We start from the raw sequence: 22735 nt of genomic DNA, 5'->3' as shown, positions 1-22735 counted from the left end.
GTTAATCAAGCACGAAAACCCGCGATTCCGCTTCGGCGTGGACCTCATCGTCCAGGGAAAGCCAGGCCTTGACCCGCAGAACCTTGCGACGGATTTCCAAGACTTCTCCCGAAACCAGGACTTCCCTGTCCACAGGCAGCGGTTTCCGGAACCGAACGGAAAGCTCGGCCGTCACCAGTTGCCGCCCCAGCCCCAGCCCGGCATAGATGCAGGCTTCGTCCAACAGGGCGGAAATCACTCCTCCATGCACCACGTCTGCCCAACCCTGGAACCGGGCATCGAGGATCAAACGGCAGCTGGAGCGATTGTTTTCCCGGTCGGTGGTAAAACGGGCTTTCAGACCGGACGGATTGTCCAATCCGCAGACAAAACAGCCTTCACTTTTGAGGACCTCCACTCTCGATCCCTCCCCTAAACCGCGGAACGGTTGATTTTGGACAGTTGATCATTCAGGGTCCAGAAATCGTAGAGAACCCCCAGCAGAAAAAATCCGCCCGTCAACAGATAAAGAATCCCGGTGATCCACTTCCTCATATACAAACGGTGGACGCCGAAGACGCCGAGAAAGACAAGAAGCAGCCAGGCGATATTATAATCGAGGTGTCCCGGGACGAATTCCAGATCGGCCTGCCGATCCATGGACGGGATCAGAAAGAGGTCGATGATCCAGCCGATGAAGAGGAGTCCCAGGGTGAAGAAATAGATGGTTCCGGAAATCGGCCGGCCATAGTAAAACCGGTGCGATCCGGTGAAGCCGAACAGCCAGAGAAGATAACCGAACAATTTGCTGTGAGTGTCGATGATGTTGGTCATTCCGGATTCTCCTTGCCCGGGTCAGGCCCCAAAGCGATTCAGATGGATTTTTTCAAACTCCAGGGAGGATCGGGGATGGGCTTTTTTCTCTTCGCCAGGATAGCCGATACCGACCACGGCCTCGACTTCAAAGCCGCTTGGCAGGTTGAGCAGGTCGCGGATGTAATCGGAAGCCCGGCCACCGGCTTCGGTTGGACGGAGCCGGATCTGTGACCAGCAGCTTCCCAGGCCGAGATCTTCCGCCGCCAACTGCAGGATGATCGCGGCAATCGAACAGTCCTCGATCCAGACATCGCACTTTTCAGGATCGGCGCAAATGACAATAGCCAGGGGCGAGGAATTGAGGAAATCACCACCTTTAGGCTTGGCGCCCGCCAGTCCGGACAAAATTTCGGGGTCGGTGACCACGACAAATTCCCAGGGATTTCTTCTTTTGGATGAGGGGGATCTGAGAAGGGCTTCGACCAGAATATCCACCTTTTCCTGTTCAACGGGCCTAGGTTCAAAACAGCGGATGCTGCGCCTTTTCTGCAAGAGACTGAGAATCATGCCGTTCCCTTTCCTTCGACAAAAGATGTCAATTCATGGAAATCTGAGTTCTTTCAGGAGCATACCTTTATTGCCGGAATGATTCAAGCCGTGATCGGCAGAACGGGTAACGACCTTTGCCAGACCAGGTATGGCGTTGCCGGAGAGAAACGCTTTTCAGAGGTTTTTCAGGTGGGCGAGTTCGTTCTTGTGATAAACATCAAAAAAAATGACGCTATGGTCCGGAATTTTTTCGCAGTAACCGCACTGGTCTTCGAATCGGCGGTTTTCCTTGCGACAGAGTCTGCACCAGTGATAGATCAACCGGTAATCCCGACGACCGACGTACTTTTTCAGCCGCCCGTGATGAACGCCGTGCATCCTTCCATCGGCGTCTTCGGGGTGAAACAGCAGGCGTTCGATCACCTTCATGATGCGGGCATGGCCGGGAGGATCCTGTTTCCTGATTCTTTCGAGCTTGTCAGCAAACAGAGGTGTCGGAAAAAAATCGTAATCAGGTAATTCCATCACGTCTCCAGCAGTCTGCCCAGCTTGGCCAGCTTCCTTTCAACGGCCTGCTGCACCAGGTCCTCCCCGAACATGAAACTGAGTTGCCCGACCATGAGGGCTACGTCGGCCAACTCCTCGATGACCTGCTCGGGTCCTATCTTGTCGCGCTTGTAATGTTTCAGCGCCGCAATCAGTTCGGCACACTCCTCGACGGCCTGATCATACTGGGCCTCTTCCCCCCATTTGGTCAGGGTGGCCCGATAGACTGCTTCATACTTGTTCATTTCCTGGCGCACCTCGGAAGGGTTGGGCGGACCGGGCGTGTCTTTTTCAGGGGTCCCGCTACGAAAGGCTTTACCGTTATCAGACCCTGTCGGGAAAAGCAAGAGGAACCGGTCCTTTTCTTCAAATAGTCGTAATTTTTGGGTTTACAGGTCGAAATCTGCAAGGGGACGGTTTGACGGAAGCTGTCCGGTCACCTATGCTTGTTCTATTACATGCTTATTTCATCTGAAGATTAAAACCGATGCTTGGGGAGATCGCTGACATGAAACCTTTTCATATCGCCGCTCTCATATTGGGATTGCTGGTGGTCACCCTGCTGGTGGTCTTTTTCCTATGGCCGCAGAAACCTTCCTCGCCGCCGGTGGTCACAGAGCTGGAAAGGCCTCCCGCGGCGCCTCTCGAAGCAGAACCGGAGATTCGCTACCCCCTTCCGGCGGAAGAAAGGATCGCTTCCGAGGAAGAGAAACCGGCAAGACCCTTACCGGCTTTGGCCGACAGCGACCCCTACATGAAGGAGCTTTTCCTGCGCCTTTTCGGTGAATCCTCCAAAGTCCTGGTTTCCCAGGAGTTCATTCCTCGCATGGTTCTGATCATCGATTCCCTGCCCCGCAAGGAATATCCCCACCAGCATGTACCGGCACAGTCCCCTCCCGGCCAGTTCCAGGTCTCGGGCGAGGCGGGCAGCAGGGTTATCGCCGCAGAAAACTTTCGCCGCTACACCCCCTATGTCCGGCTGGCGGAAGCGGTACCGTCGGAAAGGTTAAAATACACCTATCTTACCGTCTATCCGCTGATGGAACAGGCCTACCGCCAGTTGGGCCATCCGAAGGGATATTTTCACGATCGCATGATCCAGGTCCTGGACCACATGATAGACACGCCCGAAGTCGAATACCCTCTCCCGGTTGTGCAGCATGTCAAAGCGTTCCGCTATGCCGATCCTCAGCTGGAATCCCTGTCGGCCGGCCGGAAGCTTCTGCTGCGCATGGGACCCGATAATTCCCAACGTATCCGGGATGTTTTACTTAAGCTGCGAAATCAGTTGGTTGGTGAAGGACAGCAAGGAGAATCGTCATCCGCTGCTACAAACTCATAAAAGGTATAAACGAATCTACTCATAAGGAGAGGAAAAATGCTCAGTAATAAGCTGCAGGATGCCTTGAACGAACAGATGAAAAACGAATTCTTTTCGGCCTATCTCTATAAGGCCATGGCCGCCTATTTCGAAGGAGAAGACCTGCCCGGTTTCGCTCACTGGATGCACCTGCAAAGCCTCGAGGAGATGTGCCACGGGGAAAAATTCTTCCGATTCATCTGCGAAGCCGGAGGACGGGCTCTTCTCCTTCCGATCGACGGTCCCAAAACCGATTACGAATCCGCTCAGGATGTCTTCGAATATTCCTGCAAGCATGAAGCGTTTGTCACCGACAGGATCAACCAGCTGATGACGCTGGCCAAGAATGAAGGGAACCATGCCGCTGAAATCTTTCTGCAATGGTTCGTCAGCGAGCAGGTCGAGGAAGAAGCCAGCTTCGGACTCGAACTGAAAAAGCTGAAGCGGATGGGGAACGACGGGCGCGGACTGCTGATGCTGGATCGGGAACTGAGCCAGCGCACCTTCGTCCCGCCGGCAGGGATGAGCATCACCGGGGCCTGAGACGGTCCCGAGGGCAAAAATGGCGTTATATCTGGAAAAACCCCGCCTGCCCCGGGCGGGGTTTTTCCATTTTTGCAGGGTTGATCATCGCGCCCTGAAGGAGCATTTTGCCCGGAGCGGGTGACGGTGTTCCCTGACGCTGCTCCCGATCTCGCCGATCCAGTTAGAGGGCAGCTGCGGTAAAGCGCTGATGATGGATACCAGCAGGGCAGCCGCATAAGGGATGCATTGCAACAGCAGCATGACGGACCACATCAGCAGATCCAGTGATTCCGTACCCAATCGCCCGATCACTCCCGCCGCGGCCAGGAACAGAGCGACCAGAAGCAGGACTTCCTCACGGGCGGCCAGCAGGGCCTGCAGCAGCACCTGCCGGTTGGCCAGCTTGGGCGTGCGGAAGAACGGCAGCCCTGTTTTGACGAAACCGGTGAGCATGGCCACACCGATGGTGTGGGTGAGGGCCAGACCGGCGAATGCGGCAGCCATGGTCTGGACGCTGCTGGCGCCGACCCGGGTTCGGTACAGATAGATCAGCTTTCCGATCTTGAAGATAAACAGGGTCAGGGGCAGCAGGGAGAACACCAGCAACGGAGGGTAGATTCTCCCGGGTGCGGCCAGCATTCCGGCCGTCCAGAACAAAGCGGCCAGATTGAAAAGCAGGTTGATGCCGTCGGCCAGCCATGGCAGCCATCCGGCCACGAAATGGTAGCGTTGACCGAAGGTGAGTCGACTGTCTCCTCCGAAAATCAGCATGCGGCCATGGCGGCGCAGGATCTGCACCGCGCCGTAGGCCCAGCGGAAACGTTGCTTCTTGTAGTCGAGGAAGGTGTCGGGCATCAACCCCCGGCCATAGCTGCGGGGGACGTAAACAGCCTCATACCCTTTTTCGAAGATGCGCAGTCCCAGCTCCGCGTCCTCGGTAATGCACCATTCTCCCCACCCTTCCACCTGTTCCAGGCTCCTGCGCCGGACCATGGTCATTGTGCCGTGCTGAATGATGGCGTTGCGTTCGTTGCGGGTGATCATCCCGATATGGAAAAAACCACGGTATTCAGCATAGGCCATGGCCTTGAAAGCGCTTTCGCCGGCATCCCGGTAATCCTGGGGGGCCTGGACGATGGCGACGTTGGGCTGCAGAAAATGAGGCACCAGGTCCCTCAGCCAGCGGGAATGGACCTTGTAATCGCTGTCGATGACAGCCACCACCTCCGCTTCCCGGGACGTCCGGCGCAGGGCGAAGTTGAGGGCCCCGGCCTTGAAACCGGCGAGCTGGTCGACGTGAAAGAATCGAAAACGGGGGCCGAGCCGTCGGCAATGGGCTTCCACCGGTTGCCACACGTCGGGATTCCTGGTGTTGTTGTCGATCACCAGAACCTCAAACCGGGGATAATCCAGAGCCGCCAGGGCGTCGAGGGTTTCTATCATCATCTCGGGCGGTTCATTATAGGCCGGTACGTGGACCGATACCATCGGCAGGAGGTCGTCTTCTGCCGCCGGCGGCGCCGAGAGCCGTGAGTGCTCCAAAACCCAGAGAGCCTCCGCCCATTCGTGAGCCTCGGCCAGCAGCACCACGATGACCCCGATCATGCCGAAAACCAGCAGTACCCCGACGAGGATGTTGGTCAGAGTCAGATACTGATGGCTGTAATCGTAGACAACCCAGACTGCGGCGGTGGCCGAAGCATAGGCGATGACTGCAAGAAAGCTCCGGCCCCGCTTGCGAAGCCGGCGGCTGTCGACCAGAAGCAAGGCAAAGATGATCAGGGAGACGATGACGGAAGTCGCCGCCAGAACGGGCCAGTCGGGAATCTGGGCAATCGGTTCGTCAAAGGCGAACTTCGGTTGCCGCTCGAAATCATAGACCCCCCAGTAGGCGCCGACCGCCCCCTCAGTTTCCTGTTTCCAGGGCTGGTCAAAGGCTTCCATTACATAGTAGATGTAGTTTTCCGTTTCCGCCCTGGCCAGGAAACGGCGCAGGAAGGTGGCCTCGTTGGCCTCCGAGGCGACGGCTCGCCCTAATGTCCGGCCGTTGCTCGGCCATCCGACCTCGGAAATGACGATGGGCTTGCCCGGGAAGAGTTCTGTGAGATCGCCCATGCGCTCGATGACATAGTCGACGGCCTTTTCGGGGGGTACCCCTTCCCAGTAAGGCAGCATGTGGACGGCAATGAAATCGACATGGTCGGCGAGTTCGGGATGATCGACCCAGACGTGCCAAGGCTCGGCCGTGCTGACCGGAATGTCGATTTCGGCCCTCACCCTGTCGAGAAAGACGGTCAGTTCATCCAGGGAAAGATCGCCGCGAAGCAGTACCTCGTTGCCGACAATGAGGCGAACCACATTGCGGGCGTGGGCGGCAATTTCGAGCAGCCGGGTGACTTCCTGTTCGTTCCGATCCGGATTTCTTTCCAGCCAGGCCCCCAGGGCGACGTTGATATCATGTTTTTCGGCCAGTTCGGGAATTTCTCCCAGAATTCCGTCGACACTGTAGGTGCGGACTGCATGGGTCCGTCCGGCGAGAAGGGACAGGTCCGAGTCGACCTGTTCACGGCTGGGATAGATTCGTTCTATCCCCGATTGACCCTTATGATAAGGGGCGAAGGAAAAACCCTGGATGGTGGCCGGCCAGGGGGGTTCTGCCTCCGGCCGATTAATGGCCGCCCAGCCTATAATGGCCAGTATGGTTACGGCCACGGCAATGATGAAACTGTCTCTGCGCATGGAATAGCCCCACGGAAAAAGGCCTCCCAACAAGGAAGGCCATAAAACCGCGCTATTCTATTCCCGCTCCCGGTCCGGGGTCAATAGGTCTCTGCAGATTGTCAGAGGGCTCAACTGGATCTAGATCCTGGGTGCAGCGGCGAACTGTTCCCTGGCTTTTCGACGGATCTCTTCCAGCTCATCGATCAGTTGGACAATATGAGAGTCAAAGTCTTCGGCCTCTTTGCAGGGGTGTATGACAAGAATGTTGCCGTACTCATCCTCGGAGTAGTGATCCAGCGCCACCTGGGCACAGGCATGAATCGGACGGCCGTGTTCCGTTTTCTGGAAAATCAGTTCAAAATGGTAAGACATGGTGTTTTCTCCGTACTGCGCACGATCGCGTCGAATTTGCATTTATCGATACAGGCACCACATTTGATGCAGACCTCCCGGTCGATGACATGAACTTCCTTGGGGGATCCGCTGATCGCATGCACCGGGCAGACCTTGGCGCAAAGGGTGCACCCGACACATTTGTCCTTGAGGATGACGAAATCCAGAAGTTGTTCGCAGACGCCTGCCGGACATAAATGGTCTCGGACATGGCTCAGGTATTCTTCACGAAAAACCCTCAGAGTGGAAAGGATCGGGTTCGGCATGGTCTGCCCGAGGCCGCACAAGGCGGTGTCCTTGATCCGGCGGGCCAGGTTTTCCAGTTTTTCCAGGTCCTCCTCATCACCCTTCCCCCGGGTGATCTTGTCGAGTGTTTCCCACAGCCGCTTGGATCCAATCCTGCAGGGGGCACATTTCCCGCAGCTTTCGTCCATGGTGAAATCGAGAAAAAACTTCGACACCGCCACCATGCAGGCTTCCTCGTCCATGACGATCATGCCCCCCGATCCCATGATCGATTCGCAGGCCGCCAGATTTTCGTAATCGATCCGCACATCGAGGTCCTTGTAGGTCAAGACTCCTCCTGACGGGCCTCCCGTCTGTACCGCCTTGAACATTTTCCCCCCAGGGCACCCGCCGCCGATATCAAAAATGATTTCCCCCAGAGTAATCCCCATCGGCACCTCTATCAGGCCGACGTTGTTTATCTTCCCGACCAGGGAGAAGACCTTGGTCCCCTTGGTGGTTTCCGTTCCGATGGACCTGAACCAGTCGGACCCCTTCATGATAATGGCAGGAATATTGGCAAGGGTTTCGACGTTGTTCAGGATGGTGGGTTTCCCCCAGTAACCAGCCTCCGCCGGAAAGGGCGGCTTGGTGTAAGGCTCACCCCTGTTGCCCTCCATGGACCGGATCAAAGCCGTTTCCTCACCGCAGACGAAGGCTCCGGCTCCATACTTGATCTCGATTGCAAAACCGAATCCGGTGCCCAGGATGTCTTCTCCGAGAAGTCCATATTCCCGGGCCTGTTCGATTGCGATGCGCAGCCGTTTCACCGCTAGAGGATATTCGGCACGAATGTAGATGGTACCGTTATGGGCTCCAATGGCGTAGCCCGCGATGGCCATGGCCTCAAGAATGCTGTGCGGATCCCCCTCGAGTACCGCACGGTCCATGTAGGCTCCCGGGTCCCCTTCGTCGGCATTGCAGATGACATACTTGACATCGGATTGATACCGGGAGGCAAACTCCCATTTCACTCCCGTCGGAAAACCCGCCCCGCCCCGTCCCCGCAGGCCGCTCTTTTTAATTTCCTGAATCAGTTCCTGTGGGGTCATCTCACTCAGGCAACGGCCCAAGGCCTGATACCCGCCGGCAAGAATGTAGGAATCAATCTCCTCCGGGTCGATGAAACCCGAATTCCGGGTGGCGATGCGCAGTTGTTTCTTCGTCGTCATGATTACATCTCCTGGGCAATTGATTCACCGGGGCCGTAAATGTGGGCACCTTCCCGGCTTTTGGCCTTTTTAAAAACTTTAAGACGCAAATCGGCATTTTCAATGGCAGGATCAGGATAAACCACGTTTTCCCAGCAAAGGTTTTTATTCGAACAATTCAGTTTGACCTGTTATAAATTAAATGAGATTTCCAAACCGCCGTTATTTTTGAAAAAACAACAGGAGGAGGAAAAATGACACGTCAAATGGTTTTCCCGGCACTGTGCGTATTATTGCTTCTCACAGGAGGATGCGGCCAGGGAGATGAACCGGCATCCACGGCGCAGGAACCACCCGCCATCGAGCGGCCGGATGCAGCCGATAAAATCGACCAGGAGATAAGGGAAAGAACCGACCTCGCGGCCGAAAAGGCCGAACAGGCCAGAGCACGCCTGGAGATGATCGAAAATCAGGCCAGGGAACTGGCCCAGGAGGCGAAGGTTGTCGGTGAGGAGGTCATGAGAGTGACCAGGCAGATCGCGGATCTGAATACCCGGCTGGATCAGGTGGATGAATCGGCCGAGGCGGTGATCGAACAGGCCCGCCAGGCTTTGCAACAGGTTCGCGAAGCGAGAGGGAATCTCAGGGTGAGGACAGATTCTCTTCGGAAGGCAATCGAAGGAACGGAGGAAACAGCTCCCTTGGAGACAGCCCCAATGGATGAATCAGCGCAGACCGATGCCTGATGCACCGGACAGTCTCTCTTCCCGTTCCTCCTTCGCGGCCAGGGAGGTGTTGGGATTCCCCTCGCGGCAGGGCAGATCGATCCGGATGATCTGGCCCCGTTTCTTGATGAAGACCTCTTTTTTACTTTCGACGGGTTGATAACGGCTCCCCTCGAAAAGAATGGTGTAGTTTTTTCCGTTATCCAGGCCGGGGATAAAGGCCGGAAGGTCATACTCCACTTCATCGACGATGGCGGAAATGACCTTTTCCAGTTTTTCTTCCCCTTCATCCCGGCGCTGGTTGCCGTTGACATCATGGTAGGCTTCGATAATCACGGTGCCGCGCTGGGTTGGCATCATGGGGATGTGACCGAAAAACAGATTGAAAAGGTTTTCCTTTTGTGCGCCTCCTCCGCCTTTGATATTGAATTCCTCGTGGCTTTTCTCCTCGGCAGAAACCGCAGATATCCCGAGGAGAACGGGGGAGACAACCACCATCAGACTGCAAAGGGCAGACACAGCGATGAACCGGAAAACGGTCATGTTCGCTCCTCTCTTGTGCCCTGAAAGATACCAGAATGGTCGGAATTCGGGCTGTGGGCAATTATAGCCCCAACCGCCGGTGCCTGCCAACCCCCTACTATAAAATTCAATTGGAAATAAGGCTTGCAGTCCCCGAAAGTTCCCGGTAGGCGTCCATGGCGGCGGGAAACGGTTTCAGGGCTCTTTCAAAAATCCCCAAGGCGTAGGCAATGGTCAGTCCGTAATTGCTGGTCGGAACACCGGCCTGCTGGCAGTGCATGATGCGGGAAAGAACCTCGCGCCGGTTCCACATGCAGGAACCGCAGTTGATGACCAGCTTGTAGGAAGGCAGGTCTTCCGGAAAATCGTGGCCCTGCATGTGGGTGAATTCCACCTTGCCGCCAACGTACTGCTGCAGCCAACGGGGGATCTTGACTCTTCCGATATCTTCTCCGATGGGGTGATGCGTACAGGATTCCGCAATCAGAACCCGGTCCCCGGGGACCAGATTTTCAATGGCCATGGTTCCTTTGACGTATTCAACCAGATCTCCCTTGAATCGGGCAAACAGAATGGAAAAGGACGTCATGGCGATCTCTTCCGGAGTATCGGCGGCCACCTTGAGAAAAGCCTGGGAATCGGTGACCACCAGGGCGGGAGGACGCTTGAGGCGATCCAGGGCATCGCGCAATTCCCTTTCCTTGACCACCATGCAGTAAGCATCGTTGTCAAGAATGTCGCGAATCGACTGAACCTGCGGCAGTATCAGCCGACCCTTGGGCGCCTCCATGTCGATCGGCACCACCAGAATCGCCAGTTCGCCAGCAGGAACCAGATCGCCCAAAATGGACGGCGGGTTGATGAATTCATCAGGAACTGTCCGGATCAAGGCTTCGCGAAGCTCGAGCACCCCTTCCCCGCGCTCTGCGGCCGTGGCCACACAGGGCACCTGAAGCTCCCTGAATCGTTCCGTGTGGCCCGATTCCAGCGGAAACAGATCGGTCTTGTTGAAAACCACGATGATGGGAATTTCCCTCCGGCCCAACTCGGACAAAATGGCTTCCTCGAAATCTCCCCACTGCCCGGCTTCGGTCACAATGATGCCGATGTCCGCCCGGTCGAAGACCTGCCGGGTTTTTTGCACCCGCATTTCCCCCAGAGCACCGACATCGTCGATGCCGGCCGTGTCAATGAACAGCACCGGTCCGATGGGCAGCATTTCCATCGGTTTTTCGACCGCATCGGTTGTGGTGCCGGCAACATTCGAAACGATCGATACATGCTGCCGGGTCAAGGCGTTGAGCAATGAGGATTTGCCGACATTGCGACGGCCGAACAGACCGATGTGCAGGCGCATTCCTTTTGGTGTAGATTTCATCTATTCCCCCTGCCGGCCGGCGTTCCGAGACGGGTCACGCTTTCCGGTGAAGTCAGTTCGTCAAATATCTCGGCGCTGACCAGACCTCGTTCCAAAGCCAGCTGGCGCAATCCTTTTCCTTCGATGGCCACGGCCCTGGCCAGTTCCGTCGCCTGCTCGTATCCGATAAGACCCACCAGGGCCGTCACGCTGGCGGTGGAGTTTCGTACCTGCTGCCGGCAGCGATCCTCATCCGCAGACAGCTGCTCGACACAGTGGCGCCGGAAAATTTGACAGGCATTGCTAAGCAGATCCAGACTGCCAAGCAGGGCATCGGCCACCATGGGCAGGAAAGGGTTGAGTTCGAGGTGCCCCATGGCACAGGCATGGGCGATCATCTGGTCTTTGGCCATGACAGCCATGGCCGCCTGGGAGACTGCCTCCGGAATCACGGGATTGACCTTGCCGGGCATGATGGAGGACCCAGCCTGGCGGGGAGGCAGTCGCAGTTCGCCGATGCCTGCATCGGGACCGGAGGAGAGGAAACGCAGATCCCCGGCGATCTTGAGCAGGTTGGTGGCCAGAGCCTTGAGGATACCACTAACTTCCACGAATGCGTCGACATTCTGCGTGGCATCAATCAGATTCTCCGCTCGGGCCAGACCCAGGCCGGTAATGGCGCGCAGCCTGTCCACCACTCTGAAAATATACTGGCGGGGGGCGGCCAATCCGGTCCCGATGGCGGTCCCGCCGAGATTGACCACGCGCAGCCGTTCCTCGCATTTATAGATGCGCCAGCGATCCCGGGCAAAGGCGTCGGCATAGGCCGACATTTCCCGCCCCAGGGTGGTCAGAGCCGCATCCTGCAATTGGGTGCGTCCGATCTTGACCACGTGCGCCAGGGCCTTTTCCTGCGTCTGGAAAGCCTCGAGCAGGGCCACAACGTCCCTTTCCAGCTGGCGCAGGAGATGAATGGCCGCCACCTTAAGGGCTGTGGGATAAGTGTCATTGGTGGACTGGTGGAGATTGATATCCTCCAGTGGACAGACCGTGTCGTAATCCCCGAGCGGCTTGCCGAGCAGCTGCAGGGCACGGTTTGCCAGCACCTCGTTGACATTCATGTTGGTGGACGTTCCCGCCCCGCCCTGAAGCGCATCCACCACCACATGCTCGTCGAGAAGCCCCTCCATCATTTCCGTACAGGCCCTTTCAATGGCCTGTCTTTTTTCTCCGGCCCAGCTGCCGAGATCTCCATTGGTTCCGGCACAGGCGAGTTTGACGGCGCCGTAGGCATGGACCAGCGCCGGGTTCACCCGCCTTCCGCTGAGCGCGAAGTTCTCCAGGGCCCGAAGCGTATGGATTCCGTACAAGGCCTCGGCAGGGACCTCCCGCTCTCCCAGCAGATCTTTTTCCTTGCGATATTCGCTCATATCAGAAATAGATGTCCCTGACTTCACGATCCCTGATGTCCTCGAGCTGCTTAAGGGTTCGCTGCTTCATATCCCCATCGTCCATTTTTTCGAGTTCCTCGGCGATCAGCTTCTCCCCCACCGCTCTGGTCTCCGGTGAAGCGTAGTCGACCAGGTATTCCTCGAGGGTCAACAGGGCATTGGGAGTACAGAACCGCTTGATGAAACCGGGAATGCTGAATTCCATGAAATGTTCCCCAGTGCGTCCACTCCGGTAACAGGAGGTGCAGAAGCTGGGAACGTAACCATCGCTCATCAACTCCCGCATGACTTCGTCAAGGGAACGGATATCTCCGAGAGAAAACTGCTCCCGCTCCATGACCTGGGCATCACCGGCCTCGGTATAGCCGCCCAGTTCGATCCGGCTGCCGGCATCGATCTGGGAAACCCCAAAGGACATTAGTTCGCGGCGAAGCTCCGGTTTTTCCCTGGCGGTCAGAATCAGGCCGGTGTAGGGAACCGCCAGGCGCAGGATGGCGATAATCCGTTTAAATTCGGCGTCGGTGGTGAAATATTTCTCGTCGAATTCCACGCCGTGAGCGGGACGCAAACGGGGAAAGCTGAGGGTATGCGGCCCAACATTGTATTTCTCCTGGAGATACAGCGCATGCCGCACCATGCCGAGAACTTCAAAGCGCCAGTCGTAAAGACCGAAGAGCACACCCAATCCGACATCGTCGCACCCGGCCTCGAAAGCCCGGCTCAGACCATCCAGACGGTAGAGGTAGTTTCCTTTGCGGGTATCGCCGGGGTGCATCATGGAGTAGGTTTCATGGTGATAGGTTTCCATGAAGATCTGGTAGGTGCCGATTCCGGCTTCCTTGACCTTGCGGTAACCCTCGTGATCCAGAGGAGCGGCGTTGATGTTGACCCTCCGGATCTCCCCGTACCCCGATTTGACCGAATAGACGTTACGCACCGTATCGGCGATAAAATCGGCGTTGTATTTGGGATGTTCGCCGAAAACGAGGATCAGCCGTTTGTGCCCCTTGTCTTCGAGGGCCTTGACCTGTCCGCGGATCTCCTCAGGAGTGAGTGTTCTTCGCAAGGCCTCGAAATTGGAGCGTTTGAAAGCACAGTACGTACAGTCGTTAATACAGTCGTTGCCGATATATAGAGGGGCGAACAGCACGATGCGGTTGCCATAAACATTTTTCTTGAGCTGCCGGGCAGCGTCAAAAATCTCTTCAAGCAGGTCCGGCTCATCCGTCAAAACCAGCTCAGCGGTTTCTTCGACTGTCAGAGCCTCCTTGGCAAGGCTCTTGGCTATGATATCCCGAATCCTCTGCCGGCTCGGCTTGCCTTTGGCAAGCAGACCGTTGAGATGATCCTCGTCAATGAAATCGACGGCACCCTTGCTTAAAGTCATTGCTGGCAACGCACACATAGTTAAACCTCTTTCTTAATTATGATTTAAAAGTCTTTGTAAGATTGGGAGAATCCCCTCTTCCCTTGCCGACAACACGACCCAGCGCCGCAATCTGCTTGAAAGCCAGAGCGCAACTTTCCTCTGCCTCTTCGGTGCTGGCCGCTTTCGCCGGGTAGATCTCGTACATCTGCCGATACTTGCGGGGAGTCAGATTCGGCATGATGATGTTGGCACCCTTTTGCAGTCCCTGCTCACGCCCGGTAGGGCCATCCAGAGTTGCCAGAGCGGTCGTGCTGGGAATGTTGGCCTGGGGACAAACAATCCTGGCCAGGGCAATGACCCGATAACCCATATCTGTGGTTGCCGGAACCTGAAGGCCCGCAGGTGCGGCAAGTTCACCGGCGATTTTTGCCAGTGGAGTTCCAGGGTGCGAAATGTAAGGCCCTACCCCGATCATGTCGAGATCGAGGCGCCGGAAGGACAGGATATCTTCGGCCAGATCCTCATAGGTCTGCCCGGGAATACCGATCATCACCCCGCTGCCGATCTCATACCCGAGATTCCGCAACTCCTGGAGAATGGTCAGCCTGTCGCTGCACACACCTGCCAGAGGCGGGTGGATCTGATCGTAAAGATCCCGTCTCCCAGTTTCAAACCGGAGCAGAGCACGGTCGGCGCCCGCTTCCCTCCAGAGGCGGTATTCCTCCATATCCCTTTCCCCGAGGCTCAGGGTGATAGCAAGGGATGTTTCCTGCTTTATCTGCCGGATGGTTTCGGCCATCCACTCCGCTTCGAGCCCCCTGTCTTCACCGGCCTGCATGACCAGGGTACCGAAACCGAACTGCACGGCCTTGCGTGCGCACCCAAGGATTTCCTCCCTTTCCATCCGGTATCTCGGCACGGCCCGGTTGTGGGCTCGGATTCCGCAGTAGAGGCAATCCCTTTCGCAATGATTGGAAATTTCAACCAGCCCGCGGAGATGGATTGCGTCACCGACCATTTCTCTGCGGATGCTGTCGGCCTTGTTCCACAGATCTTCCAGGCGGGCCTTGTCGTCACACTTCAGCCAACCGATAATTTCGTCTTTATCAATCATTCAGTCCAATCCTGTCGTCTGTCTGTTCGTTTCGGTTGCCGATGTTCGTTCCGAGAGTCAACCACCTCATCGCCGCACATCGGCAACCTTCCACATCCGGTATGCAAACGTGCTCCCATTATCTTTAATTGAACGAATTTTTCTTTGACGCAGGTCAAGTTCCATAAAAATATTCCCGGTGAAAATAAAAAAAGCCGGGCGATTTCTCGCCCGGCCTGAAGATGGATTGCAAAATCAGCGGTTAATATCCGAATCCTACAGTTTCTGCCGCTTGAAGTAGTGGGTGTGCAGCAGGTGGTGAGCTTTGTCGCTGAGCGGCTTGCCCAGGTATTTCTCGTAAAGCTCCTTGATGTAGGGGTTTTCGTGGGATTTCCGCTCGGGCTTGCCGGCGTCCTCGTCATAGAGAACCTTGCTGCGCTTGCGCAGGATATCCATGTCGCCATGGTGGTAAGGCTGACCGCCGCCACCGAGGCAGCCGCCGGGGCAGGCCATGACTTCGATGACATGGAACTGCTTCTCGCCGGAAGCCACTTTTTCAAGCAGCTTGCGGGCATTGCCCAGGCCGCTGGCAACGCCGATGTTCAGGGTGTGCGGACCTACCTGAACGGACGCTTCCTTGACGCCGGTCAGGGTACGAACGCCTTCGAAGTTGACATCGGCGAGGGTTTCGCCAGTGGCCAGTTCGTAGGCGGTACGCAGAGCCGCTTCGGCAACACCGCCGGAGCAGCCGAAAATCGGAGCGGCACCGGTGGAGTAACCCAGAGGATTGTCAAAGTCCTCATCGGGCAGGGAGGCGAAATCGATGTTCATGGTCTTGATCAGACGACCCAGTTCGCGGCTGGAAATGACGATGTCGACGTCGGGGTTGCCGTTCACGGCAAACTCGGGACGGGCGGCTTCGTATTTCTTGGCGAGACAGGGCATGACCGAAACGACAACCATCTTCTCGCGGGGGATGCCGAGCAGTTCGGCATAGTAGGACTTGGCGATGGCGCCGAACATCTGCTGGGGAGACTTGGCGGTCGAAGGAACGTCGAGCAGGTCGGGGAACTGGTGCTCGAAGAACTTGACCCAGCCCGGGCAGCAGGAGGTCATGATCGGCAGACGGACCGATTTATCGCCATCCAGGTAGCGCTGCAGGCGGTCGAGGAATTCGCTGCCCTCTTCCATGATGGTGAGGTCGGCGGCAAAGTCGGTATCGAACACGTGGTCGAAACCGAGCTTGCGCAGAGCGGCTGCCATCTTGCCGGTGAAGCTCTGGCCGGGTTCCATGCCGCAGGCTTCGCCGATAGCGGCGCGCACGGCAGGCGCGGTCTGAACAACAGTGACCTTCTCGGGGTTGGCCAGGGCGTCGATGACTTTCCAGGTGTGGTCGTTTTCAACCAGGGCGCCTACGGGGCAAACCTGGGTGCACTGGCCACAGTTGGTGCAGACCGAGTCCTGCAGGTTCATTTCGAAAGCCGGAGCGACAACCGCGTCGAAACCACGGTTGACACCGGACAGAACGCCGCAGGTCTGGACTTCGTTACACATGGTTTCGCAACGACGGCACATGACGCACTTGTCCATGTCGCGGATGATCGAAGGAGAGACATCCTGACGGTAGGTAGACATGACGCCGGGATAGGCAACTTCACGGATACCGAAAGTTTCTACCAGAGCCTGCAGTTCACACTCACCGGACTTGGCGCAGACCAGACAGTCCTTGGGGTGGTCGGACAGCAGCAGGTCGAGGACGGTCTTGCGGGCCTGCAGGACGCGCAGGGTATTGGTTTTCACTACCATGCCGTCCATGACGGGGGTGGCGCATGCAGGAGCCAGGTTGCGGCGGCCTTCCACCTCGACCACACAGATGCGGCAGGAAGCGGCCATGTTGTTGAAGGTCATTTCCTCGAGGTTGAGGTAGCACAGGGTCGGGACAGTGATGTCAACCTTCTTGGCGGCGTCCAGAATCATGCTGCCGGCCGGCACTTCGGTCGCTTTACCGTCAATCGTTATTTTCAGCATAGACATTATCTATGTCTCCTTTCATTACTGTTTGATGATGGCGTCGAACTTACACTTGTCGAGGCAGGCGCCGCACTTGATACAGGCGGCCTGATCGATCACGTGTACTTCCTTCGCCTTGCCGCTGATGCAGTTCACCGGGCAGACCTTGGCGCACAGCGTACAGCCGACGCACTTCTCGGGCACCACGACGAACTCCAGCAGGTCGGTACACACGCCGGCCGGGCACTTCTTGTCGCGGACGTGGGCGCGGTACTCGTCTTCGAACACGCGCATGGTCGACAGAACCGGGTTGGGCATGGTCTGACCGAGACCGCACAGAGCGGTGTCCTTGACATTTGCGGCCAGCATCTTCAGTTTGTCGACGTCGTCGTCGGTGGCCAGACCCTTGGTGATCTTGTCCAGGGTCTCATAGATGCGCTTGGAGCCGATGCGGCAGGGCGTACATTTGCCGCAGGTCTCGTCCATGGTGAAGTCGAGGAAGAACTTGGCGATGGAGACCATGCAGTCGTCCTCGTCCATGACGATCATGCCGCCCGAACCCATCATCGACTGGCAGGCGATCAGGCTCTCGTAGTCGATCTTGACGTCGAGATCCTTGTAGGTCAGCGCGCCGCCGGAGGGTCCGCCGGTCTGCACGGCCTTGAACTCCTTGCCGTTTTCCACGCCGCCGCCGACTTCGAAAATGACTTCTTTCAGGGTGATGCCCATCGGAACTTCGATCAGACCGACGTTGTTGATCTTGCCGGCCAGGGCGAACACCTTGGTGCCCTTGGAGGTCTCGGTGCCGATCTTGTTGAACCAGTCGGCGCCCTTGACCAGGATGGCGGGAATAGCGGCCAGAGTCTCGACGTTGTTGACAATGGTCGGCTTGTCCCAGTAACCGGCTTCAGCCGGGAAAGGAGGCTTGGTGTAAGGCTCGCCGCGGTTGCCTTCCATGGAGTTGATCAGCGCGGTCTCTTCGCCACAGACGAAGGCGCCGGCGCCGTACTTCAGTTCGATGTCGAAGCTGAAGTTGGTGCCGAAGATGTTGTTGCCCAGAACGCCCATCTCTTTGGCCTGAGCGATGGCGATCTGCAGGCGTTTGATGGCCAGGGGATATTCGGCACGGATGTAGATGGTGCCGTTGCCGCCGCCGATGGCATAGCCTCCGATGGCCATGGCTTCCAGCACGCTGTGCGGGTCGCCTTCGAGAACGGCACGGTCCATGAACGCGCCCGGGTCGCCTTCGTCGGCGTTACAGACCACGTACTTGGTGTCGGACTGGTATTTGGCGGCGAAGCCCCACTTCACGCCGGTGGGGAAGCCGGCACCGCCACGACCGCGCAGGCCCGATTTCTTCATCTCTTCGATGACCTGCTCGGGGGTCATTTCGGTCACACATTTGCCCAGGGCCTGATAGCCGCCGACGGCAATGTAGGATTCGATGCTCTCCGGATCGATGAAACCGGAGTTCCTGGTTGCTATTCTGAGCTGTTTCTTCTCTGCCATAGCTATTTTCTCCTTTTATTTAAAAAACCACCCGTTCGTAGCCCACCGGGATGACTTTGACGCCATCCACCATCTCACCGGTCTTGATATATTTCTCGACCAGCGCCTTGGCTTTTTCAGCATTGACCTTGCCGAACACGACCGGCTCCTTGCCGGGCAGTGTGATTTCGACAGTGGGCTCGGAATGGCAGTAGGTCATGCAGCCGGACTGCATGAATTCCACGGCGAGACCCTGAGCGGCGGCTTCGGCCTTCATGGCGTCCAGAACTTCCTTGCCGCCGGAGGCGATGCTGCAGGTGGCGAGGGATACGTTGACGAGGGGCTTGCCGGCCTTGGCTTTTGCGGCGGCCTGCAGCTCTTCGCGCTTCTTGTTGAGTTCTGCAATACTCGATATTTTAGCCATTTTCAAATTCTCCCCTATTAAGAAAAGTCCGCGATGATGTCTTTAACCATGTCAGGCTTCACATGGCCATAGACTTTCTCCCCGACCATGACGATCGGTGCCAGGGCGCAGGCGCCCACGCAGCGCAGACAGTCGATGGAGAATTTGCCGTCGGCGGTCACTTCGCTGACTTCGACGTTCAGCTGCTTCTTCAGGGCATCGACAACCTTGTCTGCGCCCTTGACGAAACAGGCAGTACCCATACAGACGGAGATGGGATACTTGCCCTTGGGAATCATGGTGAAGAAGGTGTAAAAGCTGACCACACCGTAGACCTTTGCCAGGGATACCTCCATCTGGTCGGCGACAAACTCCTGAACCTCCCGGGGGAGATAGCCGAACAGGTGCTGGGCCTTGTGCAGAGCGGTTACCAGGTGCCCCTCTTTGGTGGGAAGCTGGGCGATAAAATTGGCCAGCTCCTGGTAAATGGATTCAGGCAGCGTAGCACGATCAGGCAGCGTACAGGCTCCGGACTTCTGACACGTTGACGTTTGCATACTCGATTTCCTCTCCTTTTGTTTCGCCAAATCGGAATCTGCCTTTGGTTTACAAAAAAAGCTAAGGATTTTTTTAAACATTCAGCCCTCCTCACCCTCTGGACCCTGCAAATCAGATCACGAACCAAAAAAATGAGAGCCGCCTTCGCTCGCCCTCTCCTCATAACAACAAGACAACTCTTTTTACAGCTCACACTTTTTACACAAAACAGCTTTTCATGTCAATGCTTATGCTCACGCTTTAAAACATTTTTTTCCTGTTGCACCAAAGGTCTTCCGTTCCATTTTGTTACACTGGCCAGGCGACCTCATAAATTAGGACAAGTTACTGTAAAATAGTCTGTTTTTAAGAAAAAAATAGCGGTTATCACCTTCAAGGAACCGTTATGAGTTAAAATAAATAACCAGTTCGTTCCAAACCGTTACAGAGGGCCTGGGCGGGATAAGAAAAAAAACCGGAACGATATCTATTTAATCCTGATTTTCAAGAACGATTCGACCGGCAAAAAAGCCCTCTCGGATTCATTTGGAGCTGCGATACTGACGGGCAAGTTCCTCTTGCATCTGAAGCTTCAAGCCCACTTTGAAACCCTGTTTCCACAACAACCTGACTCTATCCAGGAATTCATCTTTTCTTTCCGGGAAAGTTCTGTTATAAGGCCTCTCTCAGACCTCGGACCTGGCCTTGGGCTGATTTCTAAAGGAACACAATAATGAACAAGCTGACTGGAAAACAGAATCGATACCTCAGGGGTCTAGGACATAAACTGAAACCCGTTGTCATGCTTGGCCGCGGGGATCTGTCCGAACATGTCCTCAGCGCTGTGGAAGAGAATCTGGCAGCCAAGGAACTGATCAAGATCAAAATTCAGGAAGGGTGTTCCCTGGACCGCCACGATGCCGCCACAATGCTTTCAGAGAAAACGGGTGCAAAGGTGGTTCAGGTATTGGGAAACACCATCCTGCTCTACCGCCCGAGCGAGGAAAAGATCATTCATGTTCCCTGATTCTTCAGTTCCAGCAGGGTTTCCTGCAGCTTGCAGCCCTTTCCTGCGGATACTTAAACACCTGTGATCCCGGCTAAACCCGCTCGTAAGGATCAAACAGCTTTTTATATTCTTCCAGAGCATAGCGATCGGTCATCCCAGCAATAAAGTCACAGATGACCCTTTCGCGGCCAAACTCCTCGCACCGGCCCTGATGGCTCCAGGGCAGCAAAGAGGGGTTTTTCACAAAACTTTCGAAAATCATGGTCAGGAAACGTTCCGCTTTGACCCGCATGCGTTCGACTTTGTAGTGCCGGTAAAGACGCCTCCGCAGAAACTTTTTCAGCTGAAGGTTTCTCCTCCCCGTCTCCAAACTGAAAGAGACCAGACGCTGCCCGTGCCTTCTCACCGACTCCTGGGTGTCGATGCAGTGTTTTTCTATGTTTCTCAGGGTGGTCACCACCACATCGCCGATCAGGGCCCCGATCAGATGACTGATGGTCTGGTAGACATGCCGCCCCTGATCGAGGCCCGGATACTTCTCTCCCACCTCGGCGAAGGTATCGCGCCAGAGATCGACCTCGTCCAGCTCGGACAATGAAATATACCCGGCTTTCAGGCCATCGTCGATGTCGTGATTGTTGTAGGCGATCTCATCGGCAAGATCGATAATCTGGGCTTCCAGAGACGGCCTTTCCCCCGGATGATATTCGGCCAGTTCAGGGTTTTCCCCGAGATCCCGGTCCGGGGAATGCTTGATGATCCCCTCGCGGGTTTCCCAGGTGAGGTTAAGCCCGCTGAATCCCGGATAACGCTCCTCGAGCAGTTCGACAATCCGCAGCGATTGTCGATTGTGCTCGAATCCCCCGTACTCGGCCATCAGCCGGTTCAGAACCTCTTCTCCGGTATGGCCGAAGGGTGTGTGACCGAGGTCGTGCGCCAAAGAAAGGGCTTCGACCAGGTCCTCGTTCAAAAGCAGGCGCCGGGCGATGCCACAGGCGATCTGGGCGACCTCCAGGGAGTGGGTCAGCCGAGTGCGGAAATAATCCCCTTCGTGATTAACAAAGACCTGGGTTTTGTACTCGAGCCGCCTGAAAGCGGCGCAATGGATGATCCTGTCCCGATCCCGGGCGTATTCCGAGCGGACGTCCTTGAATTTTTCCTGATGCCGCCGACCACGACTGTCGCGGCTTTTGGCGGCAAAAGGGGCCAGGTCCGGCCGTTCCATATAAAAATCTCCCTTCCTGCTGAAATATCCCTTGGGCAAGGGCCTGTGACGGGCACTCCCGGCTTGACGTAAAACCCGAAACATGCTAGGTTTTTCAACCGTTTAAATACCGGTTGCGGAACCTGGTTCCACAGAAAAGAGGCGACCTTCGTGCGCATTATCAGCGGATCAGCCAGGGGCAGAAAGCTGGCTGGTTTTTCCGGAAGTCAGATTCGGCCCACCTCGGATCGGGTGCGCGAGGCACTGTTCAACATCCTCGCGAACCAGCTTGGATCCTTTGCCGACAAAAAAGTTCTCGATCTCTTTGCCGGCACCGGTGCCCTGGGGCTGGAGGCGGTTAGCCGGGGCGCCAGCATCGCTCTTATGGTCGACCGAGGAACGCAGGCCGCACAACTTGTGGAAGCGAATGCCAAGGCCTGCAGAGTCCAGGAAAAAATTCGATTTCTGCGGGGAGATGTTTTAAAAAAAATTCCCGAACTGACCGGCAGCGGCCCCTTTGACCTGGTTTTCCTTGATCCGCCTTACGGCATGAATCTGGCGGAAAACGCCCTGCTGTCCATAGCCGGACACGGCCTGCTGACCGAAGGCGGGATCGTTTGTGCCGAGGTGTCTTCCAGTGAGGACCTGCCGGAAAGAGCCGGAAACCTGAGCTGCATCCTTCGCAGGAGATACGGTTCGACCCGGATCGTCCTCTATTCTATAACCGATACAAAGGCCTGATTGCCATGGAAAAAAGTATTGCCGTCTATCCCGGATCCTTCGATCCCATCACCAATGGGCACCTCGACATTATTCTGCGGGGCCTGGATATCTTTGACCGATTGATCGTCGCTGTCGCCCAGAATGCCAGCAAGCGCGGACTGTTCAGTATCGAGGAACGGCTGGACCTGATCCGGGAAGCGGTCAGGGACTACCCGCAGGTCGAGGTCGATTCCTTCAGCGGGCTGCTGGTCAACTACATGGCCGGAAAGGGGGCGCGGGTTGTCCTGCGGGGATTGCGCGCCGTTTCCGATTTCGAAAATGAGTTTCAGCTGGCCCAGATGAACCACAGCATGAATCCGAATATGGAAACCCTGTTCATGATGACCTCGGTTTCTTATGCCTATCTCAGTTCCTCGATTGTCAAGGAGGTCGCCTCAATGGACGGCAGGATCGATCCTTTCGTCCCTCCCTGCGTCAAGGCGGCACTGGCCCGCAAGTTCTTGAACAGGTGAACCTTCC

23 protein-coding genes and 1 pseudogene are annotated in these 22735 nt (G+C 56.3%); 6 read left to right on the top strand and 18 right to left on the bottom strand.

Annotated elements, in window-relative coordinates; translation table 11 throughout:
• Window position 1: 1 nt before the first annotated feature.
• The 5 genes from R2940_05400 to R2940_05380 form a co-directional block, all read right to left on the bottom strand.
• Window positions 2–397: a PaaI family thioesterase gene (locus tag R2940_05400; GenBank protein MEZ4599204.1), complete on the bottom strand. Its 396-nt coding sequence runs from the start codon at window positions 395–397 to the stop codon at window positions 2–4.
• Window positions 398–411: 14 nt separating this feature from the next.
• A complete protein-coding gene (locus tag R2940_05395) occupies window positions 412–813 on the bottom strand; it encodes a TM2 domain-containing protein (GenBank protein ID MEZ4599203.1) in 402 nt (133 codons plus the stop codon).
• 21 nt (window positions 814–834) lie between these two features.
• On the bottom strand, window positions 835–1362 hold the full coding sequence (locus R2940_05390; protein ID MEZ4599202.1) for a nitroreductase family protein: 528 nt from the start codon (window positions 1360–1362) through the stop codon (window positions 835–837).
• 156 nt (window positions 1363–1518) lie between these two features.
• Window positions 1519–1869 (bottom strand): toxin, encoded by a 351-nt coding sequence (locus R2940_05385; GenBank protein ID MEZ4599201.1) that lies wholly within the window; start codon window positions 1867–1869, stop codon window positions 1519–1521.
• Entirely contained in the window at window positions 1869–2135 is a 267-nt protein-coding gene (locus tag R2940_05380) for an antitoxin (GenBank protein MEZ4599200.1), read from the bottom strand. Before R2940_05380 ends, R2940_05385 begins: the two co-directional genes overlap by 1 nt.
• A gap of 263 nt (window positions 2136–2398) precedes the next feature.
• On the opposite strand from R2940_05380, the gene R2940_05375 reads away from it, so the two are divergent.
• Entirely contained in the window at window positions 2399–3232 is an 834-nt protein-coding gene (locus R2940_05375) for a DUF3014 domain-containing protein (protein MEZ4599199.1), read from the top strand.
• A 36-nt stretch (window positions 3233–3268) separates the two neighbouring features.
• Window positions 3269–3793 (top strand): ferritin, encoded by a 525-nt coding sequence (locus R2940_05370; GenBank protein MEZ4599198.1) that lies wholly within the window; start codon window positions 3269–3271, stop codon window positions 3791–3793.
• Window positions 3794–3877: 84 nt separating this feature from the next.
• Here R2940_05370 and R2940_05365 read toward each other — a convergent pair whose 3' ends face one another.
• The 3 genes from R2940_05365 to R2940_05355 form a co-directional block, all read right to left on the bottom strand.
• Window positions 3878–6514, bottom strand: coding sequence for a glycosyltransferase (locus R2940_05365; protein ID MEZ4599197.1), 2637 nt, complete (start codon window positions 6512–6514; stop codon window positions 3878–3880).
• Window positions 6515–6634: 120 nt separating this feature from the next.
• Window positions 6635–6868 carry a hypothetical protein gene (locus tag R2940_05360; GenBank protein ID MEZ4599196.1) on the bottom strand — a complete coding sequence of 78 codons (234 nt, stop codon included), beginning with the start codon at window positions 6866–6868 and terminating at the stop codon, window positions 6635–6637.
• Complete coding sequence (locus R2940_05355; GenBank protein MEZ4599195.1) at window positions 6847–8346, bottom strand: NADH-ubiquinone oxidoreductase-F iron-sulfur binding region domain-containing protein; 1500 nt, start codon at window positions 8344–8346, stop codon at window positions 6847–6849. The genes R2940_05360 and R2940_05355 overlap by 22 nt, the downstream gene beginning before the upstream one ends.
• A gap of 233 nt (window positions 8347–8579) precedes the next feature.
• On the opposite strand from R2940_05355, the gene R2940_05350 reads away from it, so the two are divergent.
• Window positions 8580–9071 carry a hypothetical protein gene (locus tag R2940_05350; GenBank protein ID MEZ4599194.1) on the top strand — a complete coding sequence of 164 codons (492 nt, stop codon included), beginning with the start codon at window positions 8580–8582 and terminating at the stop codon, window positions 9069–9071.
• On the opposite strand, the gene R2940_05345 is transcribed toward R2940_05350, so the two are convergent.
• The 9 genes from R2940_05345 to R2940_05305 form a co-directional block, all read right to left on the bottom strand.
• Window positions 9051–9593, bottom strand: a complete 543-nt coding sequence (locus R2940_05345) for a hypothetical protein (GenBank protein ID MEZ4599193.1) — start codon at window positions 9591–9593, stop codon at window positions 9051–9053. The genes R2940_05350 and R2940_05345 overlap by 21 nt on opposite strands.
• A 106-nt stretch (window positions 9594–9699) precedes the next feature.
• A complete protein-coding gene (hydF, locus tag R2940_05340) occupies window positions 9700–10950 on the bottom strand; it encodes a [FeFe] hydrogenase H-cluster maturation GTPase HydF (GenBank protein ID MEZ4599192.1) in 1251 nt (416 codons plus the stop codon).
• Entirely contained in the window at window positions 10947–12359 is a 1413-nt protein-coding gene (locus tag R2940_05335) for an aspartate ammonia-lyase (protein ID MEZ4599191.1), read from the bottom strand. The genes hydF and R2940_05335 overlap by 4 nt, the downstream gene beginning before the upstream one ends.
• A 1-nt stretch (window position 12360) precedes the next feature.
• Window positions 12361–13785, bottom strand: coding sequence for a [FeFe] hydrogenase H-cluster radical SAM maturase HydG (hydG, locus tag R2940_05330; protein MEZ4599190.1), 1425 nt, complete (start codon window positions 13783–13785; stop codon window positions 12361–12363).
• Between the two features lie 19 nt (window positions 13786–13804).
• On the bottom strand, window positions 13805–14863 hold the full coding sequence (hydE, locus tag R2940_05325) for a [FeFe] hydrogenase H-cluster radical SAM maturase HydE (protein ID MEZ4599189.1): 1059 nt from the start codon (window positions 14861–14863) through the stop codon (window positions 13805–13807).
• Window positions 14864–15118: 255 nt separating this feature from the next.
• The gene (locus R2940_05320) at window positions 15119–16876 is read right to left on the bottom strand and encodes an NADH-dependent [FeFe] hydrogenase, group A6 (GenBank protein MEZ4599188.1); all 1758 of its coding nucleotides are present in this window, start codon (window positions 16874–16876) and stop codon (window positions 15119–15121) included.
• Between the two features lie 18 nt (window positions 16877–16894).
• Window positions 16895–18361, bottom strand: a complete 1467-nt coding sequence (locus R2940_05315) for an NADH-ubiquinone oxidoreductase-F iron-sulfur binding region domain-containing protein (GenBank protein MEZ4599187.1) — start codon at window positions 18359–18361, stop codon at window positions 16895–16897.
• A 19-nt stretch (window positions 18362–18380) separates the two neighbouring features.
• On the bottom strand, window positions 18381–18764 hold the full coding sequence (locus R2940_05310) for a (2Fe-2S) ferredoxin domain-containing protein (GenBank protein ID MEZ4599186.1): 384 nt from the start codon (window positions 18762–18764) through the stop codon (window positions 18381–18383).
• 17 nt (window positions 18765–18781) lie between these two features.
• Window positions 18782–19300 carry an NAD(P)H-dependent oxidoreductase subunit E gene (locus tag R2940_05305; protein ID MEZ4599185.1) on the bottom strand — a complete coding sequence of 173 codons (519 nt, stop codon included), beginning with the start codon at window positions 19298–19300 and terminating at the stop codon, window positions 18782–18784.
• 713 nt (window positions 19301–20013) lie between these two features.
• On the opposite strand from R2940_05305, the gene yhbY reads away from it, so the two are divergent.
• Window positions 20014–20307: a ribosome assembly RNA-binding protein YhbY gene (gene yhbY / locus R2940_05300; GenBank protein MEZ4599184.1), complete on the top strand. Its 294-nt coding sequence runs from the start codon at window positions 20014–20016 to the stop codon at window positions 20305–20307.
• A 73-nt stretch (window positions 20308–20380) separates the two neighbouring features.
• On the opposite strand, the gene R2940_05295 is transcribed toward yhbY, so the two are convergent.
• The gene (locus R2940_05295; GenBank protein MEZ4599183.1) at window positions 20381–21514 is read right to left on the bottom strand and encodes a deoxyguanosinetriphosphate triphosphohydrolase; all 1134 of its coding nucleotides are present in this window, start codon (window positions 21512–21514) and stop codon (window positions 20381–20383) included.
• A gap of 147 nt (window positions 21515–21661) precedes the next feature.
• On the opposite strand from R2940_05295, the pseudogene rsmD reads away from it, so the two are divergent.
• Both rsmD and coaD read left to right on the top strand, forming a co-directional pair.
• Window positions 21662–22234: pseudogene (gene rsmD / locus R2940_05290) on the top strand (16S rRNA (guanine(966)-N(2))-methyltransferase RsmD).
• A 5-nt stretch (window positions 22235–22239) separates the two neighbouring features.
• On the top strand, window positions 22240–22728 hold the full coding sequence (coaD, locus tag R2940_05285; GenBank protein ID MEZ4599182.1) for a pantetheine-phosphate adenylyltransferase: 489 nt from the start codon (window positions 22240–22242) through the stop codon (window positions 22726–22728).
• The last annotated feature ends 7 nt before the right edge of the window (window positions 22729–22735 follow it).

It is taken from the genome of Syntrophotaleaceae bacterium (genome assembly GCA_041390365.1).
GTDB lineage: Bacteria > Desulfobacterota > Desulfuromonadia > Desulfuromonadales > Syntrophotaleaceae > JAWKQB01.
This window is presented reverse-complemented; position numbering and strand designations above follow the sequence as displayed.

Coding starts and splice junctions, on each gene's coding strand:
- R2940_05305 (MEZ4599185.1), bottom strand. CDS start 19,300: ATGCAAACGTCAACGTGTCAGAAGTCCGGAGCCTGTACGCTGCCTGAT.
- R2940_05375 (MEZ4599199.1), top strand. CDS start 2,399: ATGAAACCTTTTCATATCGCCGCTCTCATATTGGGATTGCTGGTGGTC.
- R2940_05315 (MEZ4599187.1), bottom strand. CDS start 18,361: ATGGCAGAGAAGAAACAGCTCAGAATAGCAACCAGGAACTCCGGTTTC.
- hydG (MEZ4599190.1), bottom strand. CDS start 13,785: ATGTGTGCGTTGCCAGCAATGACTTTAAGCAAGGGTGCCGTCGATTTC.
- hydE (MEZ4599189.1), bottom strand. CDS start 14,863: ATGATTGATAAAGACGAAATTATCGGTTGGCTGAAGTGTGACGACAAG.
- R2940_05385 (MEZ4599201.1), bottom strand. CDS start 1,869: ATGGAATTACCTGATTACGATTTTTTTCCGACACCTCTGTTTGCTGAC.
- R2940_05350 (MEZ4599194.1), top strand. CDS start 8,580: ATGACACGTCAAATGGTTTTCCCGGCACTGTGCGTATTATTGCTTCTC.
- R2940_05370 (MEZ4599198.1), top strand. CDS start 3,269: ATGCTCAGTAATAAGCTGCAGGATGCCTTGAACGAACAGATGAAAAAC.
- R2940_05355 (MEZ4599195.1), bottom strand. CDS start 8,346: ATGACGACGAAGAAACAACTGCGCATCGCCACCCGGAATTCGGGTTTC.
- R2940_05390 (MEZ4599202.1), bottom strand. CDS start 1,362: ATGATTCTCAGTCTCTTGCAGAAAAGGCGCAGCATCCGCTGTTTTGAA.
- R2940_05360 (MEZ4599196.1), bottom strand. CDS start 6,868: ATGTCTTACCATTTTGAACTGATTTTCCAGAAAACGGAACACGGCCGT.
- R2940_05365 (MEZ4599197.1), bottom strand. CDS start 6,514: ATGCGCAGAGACAGTTTCATCATTGCCGTGGCCGTAACCATACTGGCC.
- yhbY (MEZ4599184.1), top strand. CDS start 20,014: ATGAACAAGCTGACTGGAAAACAGAATCGATACCTCAGGGGTCTAGGA.
- R2940_05335 (MEZ4599191.1), bottom strand. CDS start 12,359: ATGAGCGAATATCGCAAGGAAAAAGATCTGCTGGGAGAGCGGGAGGTC.
- R2940_05380 (MEZ4599200.1), bottom strand. CDS start 2,135: ATGAACAAGTATGAAGCAGTCTATCGGGCCACCCTGACCAAATGGGGG.
- R2940_05345 (MEZ4599193.1), bottom strand. CDS start 9,593: ATGACCGTTTTCCGGTTCATCGCTGTGTCTGCCCTTTGCAGTCTGATG.
- R2940_05295 (MEZ4599183.1), bottom strand. CDS start 21,514: ATGGAACGGCCGGACCTGGCCCCTTTTGCCGCCAAAAGCCGCGACAGT.
- R2940_05310 (MEZ4599186.1), bottom strand. CDS start 18,764: ATGGCTAAAATATCGAGTATTGCAGAACTCAACAAGAAGCGCGAAGAG.
- coaD (MEZ4599182.1), top strand. CDS start 22,240: ATGGAAAAAAGTATTGCCGTCTATCCCGGATCCTTCGATCCCATCACC.
- hydF (MEZ4599192.1), bottom strand. CDS start 10,950: ATGAAATCTACACCAAAAGGAATGCGCCTGCACATCGGTCTGTTCGGC.
- R2940_05395 (MEZ4599203.1), bottom strand. CDS start 813: ATGACCAACATCATCGACACTCACAGCAAATTGTTCGGTTATCTTCTC.
- R2940_05320 (MEZ4599188.1), bottom strand. CDS start 16,876: ATGTCTATGCTGAAAATAACGATTGACGGTAAAGCGACCGAAGTGCCG.